The sequence below is a fragment of the Peribacillus alkalitolerans genome, from assembly GCF_010882125.1.
Taxonomy (GTDB): Bacteria; Bacillota; Bacilli; order Bacillales; family DSM-1321; genus Bacillus_BN; species Bacillus_BN alkalitolerans.
The window spans coordinates 43,336-58,594 of sequence record NZ_JAAGVZ010000001.1; the positions used below are offsets into that span (position 1 = coordinate 43,336).

The 15,259-nt window shown below is 38.3% G+C and carries 15 protein-coding genes; 1 reads left to right on the top strand and 14 read right to left on the bottom strand.

The window, feature by feature from the left end; genetic code table 11:
• Positions 1-27: 27 nt before the first annotated feature.
• On the bottom strand, positions 28-942 hold the full coding sequence (gene lipA / locus G3O09_RS00250) for a lipoyl synthase (protein ID WP_163098895.1): 915 nt from the start codon (positions 940-942) through the stop codon (positions 28-30).
• Positions 943-1,444: 502 nt separating this feature from the next.
• Here lipA and G3O09_RS00255 point away from each other — a divergent pair.
• On the top strand, positions 1,445-2,389 hold the full coding sequence (locus G3O09_RS00255) for a M23 family metallopeptidase (protein ID WP_240338306.1): 945 nt from the start codon (positions 1,445-1,447) through the stop codon (positions 2,387-2,389).
• Between the two features lie 447 nt (positions 2,390-2,836).
• Here G3O09_RS00255 and yunB read toward each other — a convergent pair whose 3' ends face one another.
• The 13 genes from yunB to G3O09_RS23040 all read right to left on the bottom strand — a co-directional run bounded on the left by yunB (position 2,837) and on the right by G3O09_RS23040 (position 15,206).
• Complete coding sequence (gene yunB, locus G3O09_RS00260) at positions 2,837-3,613, bottom strand: sporulation protein YunB (RefSeq protein WP_163098897.1); 777 nt, start codon at positions 3,611-3,613, stop codon at positions 2,837-2,839.
• 70 nt (positions 3,614-3,683) lie between these two features.
• Positions 3,684-4,790, bottom strand: a complete 1,107-nt coding sequence (locus tag G3O09_RS00265) for an HD-GYP domain-containing protein (protein WP_163098899.1) — start codon at positions 4,788-4,790, stop codon at positions 3,684-3,686.
• A gap of 247 nt (positions 4,791-5,037) precedes the next feature.
• Positions 5,038-5,337 carry a YunC family protein gene (locus G3O09_RS00270; RefSeq protein WP_163098901.1) on the bottom strand — a complete coding sequence of 100 codons (300 nt, stop codon included), beginning with the start codon at positions 5,335-5,337 and terminating at the stop codon, positions 5,038-5,040.
• Positions 5,338-5,420: 83 nt separating this feature from the next.
• Entirely contained in the window at positions 5,421-6,248 is an 828-nt protein-coding gene (locus G3O09_RS00275) for a sulfite exporter TauE/SafE family protein (protein ID WP_163098903.1), read from the bottom strand.
• A gap of 34 nt (positions 6,249-6,282) precedes the next feature.
• Complete coding sequence (locus G3O09_RS00280) at positions 6,283-7,131, bottom strand: DUF72 domain-containing protein (RefSeq protein ID WP_163098905.1); 849 nt, start codon at positions 7,129-7,131, stop codon at positions 6,283-6,285.
• Positions 7,132-7,397: 266 nt separating this feature from the next.
• The gene (gene pgaD / locus G3O09_RS22915; protein WP_420850305.1) at positions 7,398-7,778 is read right to left on the bottom strand and encodes a poly-beta-1,6-N-acetyl-D-glucosamine biosynthesis protein PgaD; all 381 of its coding nucleotides are present in this window, start codon (positions 7,776-7,778) and stop codon (positions 7,398-7,400) included.
• Between the two features lie 23 nt (positions 7,779-7,801).
• Complete coding sequence (pgaC, locus tag G3O09_RS00290; RefSeq protein ID WP_240338287.1) at positions 7,802-9,037, bottom strand: poly-beta-1,6-N-acetyl-D-glucosamine synthase; 1,236 nt, start codon at positions 9,035-9,037, stop codon at positions 7,802-7,804.
• Between the two features lie 130 nt (positions 9,038-9,167).
• Positions 9,168-10,565 carry a Fe-S cluster assembly protein SufB gene (sufB, locus tag G3O09_RS00295; RefSeq protein WP_163098911.1) on the bottom strand — a complete coding sequence of 466 codons (1,398 nt, stop codon included), beginning with the start codon at positions 10,563-10,565 and terminating at the stop codon, positions 9,168-9,170.
• Positions 10,566-10,643: 78 nt separating this feature from the next.
• Positions 10,644-11,075 carry a Fe-S cluster assembly sulfur transfer protein SufU gene (gene sufU / locus G3O09_RS00300; protein ID WP_163098912.1) on the bottom strand — a complete coding sequence of 144 codons (432 nt, stop codon included), beginning with the start codon at positions 11,073-11,075 and terminating at the stop codon, positions 10,644-10,646.
• Entirely contained in the window at positions 11,065-12,294 is a 1,230-nt protein-coding gene (locus tag G3O09_RS00305; protein WP_163098914.1) for a cysteine desulfurase, read from the bottom strand. Before G3O09_RS00305 ends, sufU begins: the two co-directional genes overlap by 11 nt.
• Positions 12,294-13,604, bottom strand: coding sequence for a Fe-S cluster assembly protein SufD (gene sufD / locus G3O09_RS00310; protein ID WP_163098916.1), 1,311 nt, complete (start codon positions 13,602-13,604; stop codon positions 12,294-12,296). The genes G3O09_RS00305 and sufD overlap by 1 nt, the downstream gene beginning before the upstream one ends.
• Before the next feature lie 17 nt (positions 13,605-13,621).
• Entirely contained in the window at positions 13,622-14,407 is a 786-nt protein-coding gene (gene sufC, locus G3O09_RS00315) for a Fe-S cluster assembly ATPase SufC (RefSeq protein ID WP_163098918.1), read from the bottom strand.
• 646 nt (positions 14,408-15,053) lie between these two features.
• Positions 15,054-15,206 carry a YuzK family famiily protein gene (locus G3O09_RS23040; protein WP_476742321.1) on the bottom strand — a complete coding sequence of 51 codons (153 nt, stop codon included), beginning with the start codon at positions 15,204-15,206 and terminating at the stop codon, positions 15,054-15,056.
• Between the last annotated feature and the right edge of the window lie 53 nt (positions 15,207-15,259).

Sequence of the window (15,259 nt, forward strand, 5' to 3'; positions counted from 1 at the left end):
TTTTCATGATCCTCTTTTTGTGTGCAATTATGCATTCATTGCTTTTTCGCCGTCTAATTGCTTTTTCTTCGCAGCTGCATTTACCTGTTCATCTGCATGGTAGGATGAACGAACCAATGGTCCAGCTTCACAATGACTGAAGCCTTTGGAAAGAGCTATTTCTTTAAACTCAGCGAATTCAGCTGGTGTATAATATTTTTCTACTTTTAAGTGCTTTTTACTTGGTTGCAAATACTGTCCAATTGTCATGATGTCTACATTATTTGCTCGAAGATCGTCCATTGTTTCGATGATTTCTTCTCTTGTTTCTCCAAGACCTATCATTAAGCTAGATTTGGTCGGGATTTGAGGTTGCATTTCCTTTGCGCGACGCAAAAATTCTAATGAACGTTCATATTTAGCACGTGCACGCACTCGATCAGATAATCTACGCACTGTTTCAATATTGTGATTTAGAATATCTGGCTTCGCATCCATTAAGGCTTTTAAATTTTCATACACTCCACCCATATCAGATGGTAATACTTCAATGCTAGTGAACGGATTCTTTCTACGGATTGCACGAACTGTCTCAGCAAATACAGCAGATCCTCCATCCTTTAGATCATCCCTAGCAACTGCAGTGACTACTACGTGCTTGAGGTTCATCAATACGACTGAATCGGCAACGCGTTCTGGTTCTGCCCAATCAAGCTCGGTTGGCAAGCCCGTTTTAACGGCACAAAAACGACAAGCTCTCGTACAAGTATCTCCGAGTATCATGAAGGTAGCAGTACGTCTTACTGCCCAACATTCGTGGATGTTTGGACATTTAGCCTCTTCACATACAGTATGTAGATTTTTTTCCCTCATCATTTTTTTCAAGCCAGTATAATGCTCATTCGTATTGAGCTTAATTTTCAGCCATTCAGGTTTACGAACGTACTCTTCCTTCTTACTCACGAGGCCGTCATCTCCCATCTATATTTAAACGAATAATTCTATTTCTCCTTTGTCACTTTATCATAAAAAAATTACATTCGACAAGTTTTTCATTTTCTTTTCCAATAATTGATATAAGTAATTAACGTCAGATTCCACAGAATATATGTATCACAATACTGTTAACCAAACGTCCGTGATTTGGATTTACATAAGAAAAGCGCAAGCGCCCCGTTAATAAGGAACGTCAGCTAAAATCCGCCACGTCCTGTGGCGAACGCTGACATCACCACATCCTGTGGAAGTCGTATGGGCTGGACGTCCCCCGTATGAGATAAAGGAAACATGAAGAACGATAGTGATTCGATGTTGACTTATCGTAAGGACGGGGCGGAAACACACTAGTCGCTTGGCGCTGTAGCTAGACACTGCTCTAAATTTAAAAAGTAAAACCTTCTATCTAGAAAGGAGCATCCCCTTGCGTCAAATAATTGTACCTATCATTATTGCATTCACACTTGTCATTATCCCGAAGCAAAGTTTAGCGCAAGATTTAGAAGCCACAACACACAAAACAAGGATGAACCTCTATTATTTCATAGAGAAGACCATGCAAATTCCATGGTATTATATTGCAGCCGCCGACCAATATGAGCATAGTGTCAGAAATGCAAGAAGGGATTTACCTGATTCATCAGGTCCTGCTGGGTTTTATATTGAGTCTGAAAAATGGAGAGGACCAGCAAACCCCAATAATACTGATGAAAATCCGCTTTCCATTCAATATTTTGATGGATTCGGACTTGATGGTAATGGCAATGGAAAAGCAAGCCTTCAAGAACCTGAAGATTTATTAGTCAGTTTCGCCCAACATCTACTTAAATATGGGACAGATGAAGAAAATATACGGATTGCTCTTTGGGACTACTATAAAAGGGACAAAGCAGTCGGGATTATAATGGGAAATGCTAAACTCTTCAAACATTATGGACGAATCAATTTAAGTGACAAAGCTTTTCCAGTCCCAATTTATGGTCACTATAGTTATAGGAATACATGGGGTATGGCACGTGGATGGGGTGGAAGGCGTTCTCATGAAGGAACCGATATCTTTGCGGATTATGGGCTTCCTGTCAGGTCAACTTGCTATGGAATTATTGAAATGAAGGGTTGGAATAAATACGGAGGATGGAGAATCGGCATTCGCGATATTAATAACACGTATCACTACTTTGCCCACCTTAGCGGATTTGCTAAAGGCTTACAAATAGGACAAATCGTAGAACCAGGTATGGTTATTGGAGGTGTCGGTAGCTCCGGATACGGACCACCTGGGACTTCAGGAAAGTTTCCACCGCATCTTCACTATGGCATGTATAAAGACAATGGTTTCCTAGAATGGAGTTTTGATCCTCATCCACATTTAAAACTGTGGGAAAGACAAGCCCGTGCAAAGAGGAAAAAATAAAATGAACCTCATATTGCAAAGAAACATAAGAGGCTGCCATTGACATCCTTTCAAATTGCCGTCAAAAGGTATCGAGAGCACTCTCTCTCGATACCTTTTGTCATTTTTGATATGTATTGTAGGGGAAAAGGTTGATTTCCGCTCCAGGCGCTTGCTCCGGGGGGCGTTCGCCCGGATCGGAAATCAACTTCTAGTTCTTAGCTCTCTTTTTTCATTGTAAAAGAAAAAAGACTGTAGACAAACTCGAAAATCTTCGAGTTTGTCTACAGTCTGAGAGGCTGCCATTGGCAGCCACTTGATATTTGATAACTAGTCCTTTAAGATTTTTTCACTCAAGTGTCCTCAGAAAGCCGGAAATAATTATCCAATGCCTGATCCACAAGGTATATCAGTTAATAATAAGTTTTTCTTCCATTCTTGTATACAAATATTGATAGCCTTTGGCATCTATTTTTTCTTTGAACTTGGTAATCCAACTGATGGATCCGCCTTACCCCCACTATTATAAAACTCAGGAACTTGACCACGAATGACGATCATTCCTGCAGGTATATCTTGTGTGACAGTATGCACTTTGGTAGCAAACGGTATGATGATTTGAACGGTCACTTCTATGTGGATCGTGATGTCTACATATGCATTATTGATTCCAAAAGGAGTGACTTTTTTTCGCACATCAGAATGAACATTACCTATCGCATTGAATTTGACTGGTATCCTTGGTCCTAAGTTTCCTAATAAAGCGTTATTCGTTGCTTGACCTAACGGAACATAGAAGACAATGCCTTCTGATTCTGTACCATCCTGCTCAATTTCAACTCCTGCAGTTTCCTCAATAAGGGCTAGTTGACCTTTTTCAGCTGACTTAAGATTCATTAAAACAGTACTCACAATTTCGGCGTTAACACGATTAATCATTTCAGTATTAAACTTAACAGGGGCAGTTAGGTCACTATTTGAATCAGTAGAGGTAAACTCTATGATTTCATTCATGTCTATCCCATTTGCAATTTTTTGGCTAATAGCTTTATTTATCACAAGAGAAGCAATTTTTTGCGTTTGTGTTTCTGCATAGTTCATTAAAGTAGGTTCAATCCCTCTATTGATAACATAGAGCCCTCCTGCCGTAGAGAAAAGAAAGAAAACAAATGTTAAAAGGAAAACATATCGTGTAGGCAAGGGTCCTTTCGACCTTGGCAGACCCCTACGTCTAAAGAAGCTCAAAAAAATCCCTCCTTACAAGCTATATGTATGCTTGTATAGAGGGATCTAGGCTTCTATTTTTAAAGAATAATCAACAGGTTTGTTTTTCAAATACTTCAGTGTTGCAGTTTACAATGATTATATCGAGATGATCTTTTAAATCATATTCGTAAGGTGATTTAAGTTCGTACCCATCTTCTTCAAGGATCAACAGAACTGGTCTTTCACTTAACCCGATATTTTGTCTAGCAACTATTCCTTTATTTCCATTGTTCAATTCTACTGCCACACCATTTGGGTAAATAGCTACGGCTTTTCTAAACGCTTCTATAATGCTTGTATCAAACTGTGTACCTGATCCAGCATAAAGAATTTCCAACCCATGATGTGGTAACATTGCACTTCTATAAACACGGTTAGATGTAACTGCATCAAATACATCCGCTACAGCAATGATTTTCCCAAAATAATGAATATCTTGTTCGCGTAAGCCTCTAGGATAGCCTGAACCGTCAAGCCTTTCATGATGTTGATAAGCACAATGCGCCACCAGAAGAGGGAGTGTCCCCACTCCTCTTAGTAAATTAAAACCATACTCTGAATGTTTTTTTACTTCTTCAAATTCATTGTCTGAGAGCTTTCCAGGCTTAAGTAAGATTTCAGAGGGTACCATCATTTTTCCGACATCATGCAAAATTGCACCCAATCCAAGAGTCTCTAATTGCTTTTGATTTAACTTTAATTCTATTCCAATTGCCAAAGAATATAAGGTAACATTCAGTGAATGGCTAAATATATAATTATCATATGTATAAACATCGGTGAGAAGAGTCAATAATTCATGGTTTCCTTTAATTTCGGTAAGGATTGACCTTATTAATTCCATGAATCGTTTTGAAGCTTTCTCAACAACAAAAGATCCAGTTATACTTTCTTTAAATTCTATATTTTTAAAGGTTTCTTCTATAGTGATGATCGCCTGTTGTCTTAATTGCTCCGTTAATGAAGTCGTTGGGACAATTCGTTCTGTCTTGGGATCTGCAAGATATACATACGGGATGCCTAACTCTTGCAACCTAACAATCAGTCGATCTGTAAGCTCAACACCTTCATTGAGCAAAATTTGCCCTCTTTCATTATAGATACACTTACCTATCTTGTATCCTGCTTTCAGGCTAGACGTAGATAAAAGTCTCATCACAATCTCCTGTATAAAAATCCAATTTTTGAAATAATAATTAATAGAAAATTTAACTAATATATAGCTTTATTATCTATTAAAAATGTGTTTAATCAAGTATGAAATGTGATAAAAATAAGTAATCCTGCATTTTTAGGAAAATAGTGACATAAAATTTACATTATTTTTCCATAATTTATGAATATATCCAATTTATTATTACGAAAACATAGAAAAAAGCCACCAAACTAGGTAGCTTAATGGCCTACATATATAATAACGCGTCCCGTCCCTTCATTCCTACGTGAATTCCGAGACTTTCCGCTTCAAATGTAACTGATTCTAGAGGCGCTTCCAGAAGCTGATCTAGGGTCTTTACACCGACTGCTCTACCCGCAATTATTTTACGATCCTTAAGTTTCGCATTTAATAATCCGATATCTAGAGCGCCACACATAATATATCCCTTATCAGAGGTCACTACCAACAAATTCGTTTTAGGGATTTGTACGGATATCCCTAGAAACGTTCTACCTCCAATTTCAATCGGTGTCATGCTCATCATCTAAACATCACACTCCTTTCCTCACATTCATACATATGAAAATTGCCAAGAAAGGGTGTTTACCTATTCTGTTTTTTTAAACCTTACCCTATAATACCTTGATAAATTAGGCGAATACCTATAATCAGAAGCATAATTCGTAAAATGTTAACAAGTGACTTACTTGTGAGTTTTTTATTGATGTAAGCCCCAAGTTTTGCTCCAAACCAAGCACCTGGAATTAGAGCTGCTGCGTACGCCCAATTCACATTTCCTAATGAAATATGTGTGACTGAATTGACCATGGATGACAGAAATACGAGAAACATCGATGTAGCTACTGCAACATGCGGCGGGAATAAGAACAGCAAAATCATGGCTGGTACAATCAGTGAACCTCCTCCAATGCCAAATAGCCCTGAACAAAATCCTACTGCAATAGAAATCAGGAGTGCAGGTAACACATTATATCCATAATGAAACTCTTTTCCATCCGGATCTTTGAAAACCCTCTTAATTTGAAAAGTTTCTTTAAATGAGACTGGCTTTAATCGATCCTTAATCATTAGAACTAAAGAAATTAAGATAACAAAAATTCCAAAATAGAGATTAAAATCATCAAGTTCCATATGTTTGTTCATGAGGGCACCTAAAATGCCTCCTAATGCACTTCCCGCAAAAAATATGAAACCGGACTTATAATCTACTGTTTTATGCTTCATATACGCTAAAGTTGAAGACAATCCAGTGAAAATCATAACCACAGTTGATACTCCTACGGCAACCTGAGGGGTTAAAGGTGTAAGCAATCCAGATGCTGAGCTAAAGAATAGCAATGCCGGAACAATGATAATTCCCCCTCCTAAGCCAATTAATGAACCAATTGTTCCTGAGGATAATCCAATGATGATTAGTAAAACAATCCATTCCACTCTCCATGCACCTCTGTCTAATAATTATGTACTTCTAAAACAAATCGAGCTGCTTTGGAGCAAGACCTTCATAAGCAACACCAAACAATTCTATCATTTCTTTTGCGTTATCTGCTGCATCTCCACCAGAATTATTATTAAATAATACATATAGTTGTTTCGTTTCCCCTTGAATTGTAAGTAATTTCTCTTTTAAATCTATTAATTCTTTTTCATTATATTTATATAGGTAACGAACATCTCGCCAGTCCTTCCCATTTGAAGGTTTCGTCCATCCATGTGCATTCCTTCCATGGAAACGAACTAAGGTCTTGTCAGGGTCAGTAACATAAGGAACAAAAGGAATTGATCCACTTCCAGATTGCGGTTCATCACAAATACTATGTATCCAGCCTTCATTATCCATAAATGCAAGTGTTTTATCATAATACGCTGGTGAAAACCATGTTTGATTCCGAAACTCAAGTGCTGCTGGAATCCCTTGAATTTGCTCCTTACACCATCTTAAATAATCCACGTTCTCTTTCTTACAATCAAACCAAGGTGGAAACTGAAAAAGTGCCATGGCAAGTTTTCCTGCCTCTTGGTAGGGCGATAATGAATCTAGAAATGCAGAAAACATCTCTTCCTTACTACTAAAAGGAATCTCACCTCGTTGATGGCCCGTCATCCCCTGATAAGCTTTAACGATGAATTGGAAGGAGGCAGGGGTGTCTTTCACCCATTTTTCCGCATTACGTTTCGGTTGAATCGCATAAAATGCCGCATCTACTTCGACAATAGGGAAATGTGCCCCATATTCCTTCAATTTATCTCGAGATGGGACATTTCCAGCATACAAAGTATCATGGTCACCCCATCCAGTCACTCCAATCCAAATCACAATACCACCCTCCTAATATTGGTTTAATTGTATCATATCTATGGACATATCCTTTCTCCCTTATATTATCGGTACGTTAGCTTGCGGGCATCATTGTTGCTCAGCTATACCGTATTATTGTTTACTCTTCCAACCTCGATACAGGCATTATTCATGCTAAGCTGCTTCCATGACATCCATACCTGTTACTCCGGTGTTTTAACTAATAAGAAAGAAAATAGGGTAGCTTATTTAATTAAGCTACCCTACTAATAAACTGATCACAATCATCTCTCAACATAGCGCTGTCCCTGTAATGTATGAACCTCTTCAGGACGGATTGAATAAAAGGCTGCAATTTCTTCTATTTCCAAGGGCTTTGGAAAGGACCTTCGATTTAGACTACCAAATCTCTTTTTATTGTATTCGCCCCAAAAAAAGAAAGATAAAAAAGCAAAAATAACGAAGGAAAAAGTAAAAATTATGATTGCATCTATATTGGAGAGTGATAATTTATAGAATCTAACATTAAAATCAAATTCAACATATGAGAATAACAAATATACAAAATACACGATAAATATCCAAGCTAAGCTTGTAATAACACTTTCGAAAATGAACTTTTTTCGGTTTCTTTTTTGTTTTATAACCAATTGAAAACACCCCATGCAACAAACATGAATTTAACCAATTATGACTCCACTTCTCGAATTGGGCTTTTCCAAGTAGCAAATTGCTTGTTTGATTTCCTTAAAATTTTCAATGCTTTAGGGAATGCCACAACCACTAACAATGCAGATATTTGCCAATAAACAAGTGGGTACCATATAGACCAAAATAGATATTTAAATAAGCCTTTTTCATATTGCCTTTCAATAAGTACTGCAATAGTAAATTGTAATACACTGATTATGGCTAAGTAATTACTGATTAATAAGATTGGAGAAATCAAACCCTGCTTGAAAAAGAAATTATATACAGCAACAATCGATGAAACGAACCATAAATGAGCCCATGTAAAGCTGAGGACTTGCTCTATAAAAACAGGGAAAAGCCTTCTTTGTCTCCAATCAAGAAATATATCAGAATGTCGAAGCATGACTTCAATTCCACCTTGAGTCCACCTCAACCTTTGTTTCCAGATACCTTTAAAAGTATCTGGTACCCACATCCAGCAAAGGGCCTTAGGTTCATATCTGATATCCCAAAATCTTCGTTGCAGCTTCCAAGTGATACCAATATCATCAGTAATGAGATCGGTATCCCACATACCTACATCAAATAAAGCTTTTTTCCTAAAAACTGCACATACTCCAGAAACGGTCATCACTTTACCGAATAACCTTTGCGTACGCTTAATCAAACCAATGATGCTTGTATATTCCAATAATTGAATTTTAGATAATAAGCTAGCTCTATTCCTTGTCCTAGGGTTCCCAGTAACCGCGCCTACCCTTTCACCATTATTCGGTATGATGAAATGTGAAATCATATAGCGCAGAGCATCTTTATCTAGGATTGCATCACTATCAATGGTTGCAACATAATCACCTCTAGAAACCAACACACCTTGAATAAGTGCATTTGCCTTGCCTTTATTTTTATTAAGGTGTACTACCCTTAAGCTTGGATATTGCTTGAGTAACTGTTCTAAAATATCAATTGTTCGATCTGTACTTCCATCATTAATCACAATAATTTCATATCCTGGATAATTGAGCGTTGAACAATGCTGGATTGTTTCAGCAATGGTATATTCCTCGTTATGAGCAGGAATTAGAACGGATACAAAAGGTAATTCATCATCAGGAATGTCGATATCTATCTTTTTTTCCCTTCTTATAAAAAAAAGTAATCCACCTGTAATCCAAATCAAACCCATTACAAGCGGATAATAGAACAAGAAGAGATGAGAGATTTGTTTCAAATGCCTCTCCTCCTTGGTTCCATATTCTATTATTAAGCATATATTAGAGTCTTTTGTAAAAATACAAGTAGATTCTGCTATTTTTGGAATATGAAAAACCCGCCTCATAATGAAGACGGGTTTTAAACAATTAACCGATAGAACCTTCCATTTCGAACTTAATTAATCTGTTCATTTCTACAGCATATTCCATTGGAAGTTCTTTTGTAAATGGCTCGATGAAGCCCATTACGATCATTTCCGTTGCTTCTTGCTCAGAGATACCACGGCTCATTAGATAGAACAATTGCTCTTCAGAAACCTTGGAAACCTTCGCTTCATGCTCAAGGGAGATGTTGTCGTTCAGGATTTCATTGTATGGGATTGTATCGGAAGTGGATTGGTTATCCATAATCAACGTATCACATTCGATATTCGCACGAGCACCATCTGCTTTACGTCCGAAGTGTACAATCCCACGGTATGTTACTTTACCACCATGTTTAGAGATGGATTTAGATACAATTGTGGAAGAAGTATTAGGTGCAAGGTGAATCATTTTCGCTCCTGCATCCTGATGTTGACCTTTACCAGCGATTGCGATGGATAACGTCATACCACGTGCGCCTTCACCCTTTAGGATGACAGCTGGGTATTTCATTGTTAGCTTAGAACCGATGTTACCATCAATCCATTCCATCGTCGCATTCGCTTCACACACTGCGCGCTTCGTAACTAGGTTAAATACATTGTTAGCCCAGTTTTGAATCGTAGTGTAACGGCAGTAAGCATTTTTCTTGATAATGATTTCAACAACTGCACTATGAAGCGAATTCGTTGTATAGACTGGTGCTGTACAACCTTCTACATAGTGAACATGAGCATCTTCATCAACAATGATTAACGTACGCTCGAATTGTCCCATGTTTTCTGAGTTAATACGGAAGTACGCTTGAAGTGGCGTATCCACTTTAATTCCTTTTGGTACATAAATGAATGAACCACCAGACCAAACAGCCGAGTTTAATGCAGCAAATTTGTTGTCTGTAGATGGAATTACTTTCCCAAAGTGCTCTCGGAAAATATCTTCATTTTCACGAAGTGCAGAATCTGTATCCTTGAAAACAATTCCAAGATCTTCAAGTTCTTCTTTCATGTTGTGGTAAACAACTTCGGATTCATACTGCGCAGAAACACCTGCAAGGTATTTTTGTTCTGCTTCTGGGATTCCTAGTTTATCAAACGTTTGTTTAATCTCTTCTGGAACTTCATCCCAAGAGCGTTCTGATTTCTCAGATGGCTTTACGTAATACGTAATTTCATCAAAGTTTAAGCTGGCAAGATCTCCACCCCATTGAGGCATTGGCATTTCGTAAAAAAGCTCCAATGATTTCAAGCGGAAATCAAGCATCCATTGAGGCTCTTCTTTCATGCGGGAAATCTCTTCAACGATTTCTCTAGTCAAACCGCGCTTAGAACGGAAAATGGACACGTCTCTATCTGCAAAACCGTACTTGTAATCTCCGATCTCTGGCATTTTTTTCGCCATTGCTCGATTCCTCCGTTTCAAAAACGGTCAGAGGGCTTTACCTACAATCGGAACTGCCCTCTTTCCATTTATCTTATTTTAGTCGTTCAAACCCTTCTCCATTGCCTTCCATGCTAATGTCGCACATTTGATACGTGCAGGGAATTTAGATACTCCCTGTAACGCTTCGATATCACCAAGGTCAAGGTCTGAGTCATCATATTCTTTTCCTTGCATCATGTTGGAAAAGATAGAAGACATTTTAAGAGCTGTTTCTATATCTTTGCCTTTTATCGCCTGAGTCATCATAGAAGCGGATGACATAGATATGGAACATCCTTCCCCATCGAATTTAGCATCGACCACTATGCCATCCTCTACCTTCATAGTTAGACGGATTCGGTCACCACAGGTTGGATTGTTCATATCAATAGTCAAGTTTCCTTCATCTAAAGACCCTTTATTACGAGGATTTTTGTAATGATCCATAATCACTTGACGATAGAGGGCATCCAAGTTATTAAAAGACATTGCTGAAATACTCCTTTGTTTTGACAAGCCCTTCAACAAGCTTATCAATATCTTCCTCAGTATTATAGAGGTAAAAACTTGCTCTTGCTGTAGCTGAGGCCTTCAGCCATCTCATCAAAGGCTGTGCACAATGATGACCAGCACGGACTGCTATGCCATCAGCATCCAGGACTGTTGCTACATCATGTGGGTGGACATCATCAAGGTTGAAAGTGATAACACCTGCACGCTGTGATGCATCTTTCGGTCCATAAATGGTAATTCCTTCGATAGTAGACATTTTTTCTAAAGCATAAGCTGCCAATTTATGTTCATGGGCCTCGATGTGTTCAAGTCCAATTTGTTCTAAGAAATCGATAGCTGCCCCTAAACCTATTGCACCTGCAATGATTGGGGTACCCCCCTCGAATTTCCACGGTAGCTCTTTCCAAGTAGATTCATAAAGATCAACAAAGTCGATCATCTCTCCACCAAATTCAATCGGCTCCATGTTTTCAAGATGCTGCTTCTTACCATATAATACGCCAATTCCTGTTGGGGCACACATCTTATGCCCGGAAAACGCATAAAAATCACAATCTAATTCTTGGACATCAATTTTTATATGTGGTGCTCCTTGTGCACCATCTACCACCATGATAGCCCCGTTTTCATGGGCAATTGCAGCAAGGTCCTTCACAGGATTTATGACACCAAGTACATTCGATACATGCATAATCGAAACAATTTTTGTGTTGGATGTAATTGTTTCTCTAGCTGCCTCAAGAGAGATTGAGCCATCCTCCTGTAGAGGCAAGTATTTCAATTTAGCACCCGTATGTTTTGCAACTTGTTGCCAAGGGATGATGTTACTATGATGCTCCATATAGGAAATGACAATTTCATCGCCCTCAGACAAATTTGCACGTCCATAACTCGCTGCAACAGTATTCAAAGCAGTTGTTGTACCTCTAGTGAAAATAATTTCTTCCGTTGAGGTAGCATTGATAAATTTACGAACCTTTTCCCTTGCACCTTCGTATCCATCTGTCGCTTTAGTTCCTAGAGTATGAACACCTCGATGGACATTGGAATTATATTCACGGTAATACTTGTTCACCGTTTCAATAACGGATATAGGCTTTTGCGAAGTAGCAGCCGAATCCAAATAAACAAGGGGTTTTCCGTTGACTTCTTGGTCGAGAATCGGAAAGTGCTTACGAATTTCGTATGCGTTCATTATCTTACTTTCCTTTCAATAACCTCAACCAGCTGTTTCTTAACGCCTTCAATTGGCAATACATTTACTACTGGCGCAAGGAATCCGTGTATAATCAATCTTTCCGCTTCCTTCTTAGGAATTCCACGGCTCATTAAATAATACATTTGAATCGGGTCTACACGACCTACAGAAGCTGCGTGACCTGCAGTTACATCGTCTTCATCAATTAATAAGATTGGATTTGCATCTCCACGAGCCTTTTCACTTAACATAAGCACACGTGATTCTTGTTCAGCATTTGACTTAGAAGCACCGTGTTCAATTTTTCCGATTCCGTTAAATATGGACGAAGCACTATCCTTCATAACACCATGCTTTAAGATATAGCCTTCAGAATTTTTACCGAAATGGATGATGCTAGTCGTGAAGTTCTGCTTTTGTTCTCCACGTCCTACGACTACAGTCTTCGCATCCCCAAAAGAGCCATCCCCCATTAAATAAGTGATGTTTTCAGAAACTGTATCTCCATCGTTCATTAACCCTAAAGCCCATTCAATCTTCGCATCCCTGCCAGCTACTCCACGACGATTCACATAAGTCGTAATGCCTGAAGATAAGGAATCCACAGCACCGTAAGCAACTCTAGCATTCGCGCCAGCAATTACTTCCGTAGCAATGTTCACAATTCCTTTTTCAGCATCTAAGGTAGAAATGTAGTTTTCTACGTAAGTTACTGATGAGTTGTCATCAGCTACAATTAGGACGTGATTGAATAATGTAGCATCAGCTTGATCATGAACGAATACTGATTGGATTGGTTCTTTTATTTCTACGTTTTTCGGAACATATAGGAACGCTCCACCGTTTACAAGAGCAGCATGTAAAGCCGTCAAGCGGTGTTCGTCCACTTTAATTCCGTCTTTCATGAAATATTTTTGTACTAGGTCAGAATGTTCCTTCGTAGCACTTAAGATATCTGTAAAAATTACACCTTGGTTTTTCAAATCCTCAGATAGAACAGAATAAGCAGGCGTATTATTGCGTTGAATATATAAATTACGACTTACTTCCTCACTATTTAACAGTGATTTCACTGCCTCTGGAAGTTCCTCAAGATTTTCATATTTTTCGCTTTTTACGACATGGTTTTGGAACTCAGTGAAATTCCACTTGTCGATTTTCGTTTTATCAGGCTTTGGCATTGGCAACTCACCAAAGCTTTGAAGCGCTTGGATTCTAAGCTCCGCTAACCAAGCCGGTTCATTGTTTTCTTTTGAGAAAGAGCTTAAATACTCTTTATCAATCGGGAATTTAGTTTCGGTAGTCATTGATATCCTCCTAACGCTTAAGCTTCTTGGCCAACAGTTTCGTCTTCGATTCCTAATTCTTGCTTAATCCAATCATAACCTTCCGCCTCTAAGCGTTGTGCAAGCTCAGGACCACCAGACTTAACAACACGACCTTGCATCATAACGTGTACGAAATCAGGTGTAATGTAGTTTAATAGACGTTGGTAGTGGGTAATCATTAAGCAGCCGAAATCTTCACTGCGCATTTCATTGATCCCTTTTGAAACGACTTTCAATGCATCGATGTCAAGACCAGAATCAATCTCATCAAGGATTGCGATTTTAGGTTCAAGCATCATTAATTGAAGGATTTCATTACGCTTCTTTTCTCCACCAGAGAAACCTTCATTAAGGTAACGCTGTGCCATATCCGGATCCATTTCAAGAAGTTCCATCTTTTTGTCCATTGTACGGATGAACTTCATTAATGAAATTTCTTCGCCCTCTTCACGACGGCTATTGATAGCTGAACGAAGGAAGTCTGCGTTTGTTACACCATTAATTTCACTTGGATATTGCATAGCAAGGAACAATCCAGCTTGTGCACGCTCATCCACTTCCATCTCTAGCACGTCTTTACCATCTAAAGTAATGCTTCCACTAGTTACTTCATATTTAGGGTGACCCATGATCGCAGATGATAAAGTAGATTTACCAGTACCATTTGGACCCATGATTGCGTGGATTTCTCCACCTTTAACCTCTAGGTTTACCCCTTTTAAAATTTCTTTACCATCGATTGAAACGTGTAAATCTTTAATTGTTAAAGTAGAACCAGCCATATTAATACCTCCGACATTAAATTCATTATAAAGGATTTAACCTGTATGAAAATCTCATCCAGCCTATTCCCTATTGTCACACTGCATTTCATTTGTCTCCTTCAAAACTGACACCTGCGCTCTCATTAAGTGCAGGTGTCAAATAAGTTAATAGGAAACAAATTAACTACAGTAATTCTCAATTTATTCTCATTACAATCTTATAACAAATGAAATCTGATAGCAACTAATTAAATGGTAATAACACTATGAGTGTAGTGTAAATGATGCTCTCCTAACATTCTATCGCTTATCATACTATTTCCCAAATTATCTACAACCATTACATATAAAATGCTTAAACATTAGGCTGGGGAAAACAGGCATCATTCAACGGCTATGATTACCTTTTAGCTCCTCTTCATCTGAAAACGGGCATCATTCACGGGCTATGGTTACCTTTTGGCTACCCTGCACCCGAAAACGGGCACCATTCACGAGCTATGATTACCTTTTAGCTCCTCTTCACCCGAAATCGGGCATCATTCACGTTTATCTATTAATAAACATTAATATGTCCTCAACATTTTTCATAACTAAAAGACCAGCTCTCTCCAGCTGATCTTTTCTCACGTAATTAAATTCTTTTCCTGCAAAAACTCATCAATTAAGTATGAACTCTTCTATTCAACTCTTGGACGATCCTGTGTCCTTTTTCGTAATCTTTTTGGCGTGAATCTTCTATTTGCATGCGTACATCCAGATCACGATTATAAACACTATAGCAAATTCCATGCGATTGAAGCATCGCTTTTTCCATTTCACTTGTTACATTTAGATTTAATTGATGCGGATTGATAACAAATCATTCCT

Excerpts from the sequence above, each read along its gene's own strand:
- sufC (WP_163098918.1), bottom strand. The coding sequence starts at position 14,407 with ATGGCTGGTTCTACTTTAACAATTAAAGATTTACACGTTTCAATCGAT.
- G3O09_RS23040 (WP_476742321.1), bottom strand. The coding sequence starts at position 15,206 with ATGGAAAAAGCGATGCTTCAATCGCATGGAATTTGCTATAGTGTTTAT.
- sufD (WP_163098916.1), bottom strand. The coding sequence starts at position 13,604 with ATGACTACCGAAACTAAATTCCCGATTGATAAAGAGTATTTAAGCTCT.
- G3O09_RS00305 (WP_163098914.1), bottom strand. The coding sequence starts at position 12,294 with ATGAACGCATACGAAATTCGTAAGCACTTTCCGATTCTCGACCAAGAA.
- pgaD (WP_420850305.1), bottom strand. The coding sequence starts at position 7,778 with ATGGGGTGTTTTCAATTGGTTATAAAACAAAAAAGAAACCGAAAAAAG.
- G3O09_RS00270 (WP_163098901.1), bottom strand. The coding sequence starts at position 5,337 with ATGATGAGCATGACACCGATTGAAATTGGAGGTAGAACGTTTCTAGGG.
- G3O09_RS00265 (WP_163098899.1), bottom strand. The coding sequence starts at position 4,790 with ATGAGACTTTTATCTACGTCTAGCCTGAAAGCAGGATACAAGATAGGT.
- sufU (WP_163098912.1), bottom strand. The coding sequence starts at position 11,075 with ATGTCTTTTAATAACTTGGATGCCCTCTATCGTCAAGTGATTATGGAT.
- sufB (WP_163098911.1), bottom strand. The coding sequence starts at position 10,565 with ATGGCGAAAAAAATGCCAGAGATCGGAGATTACAAGTACGGTTTTGCA.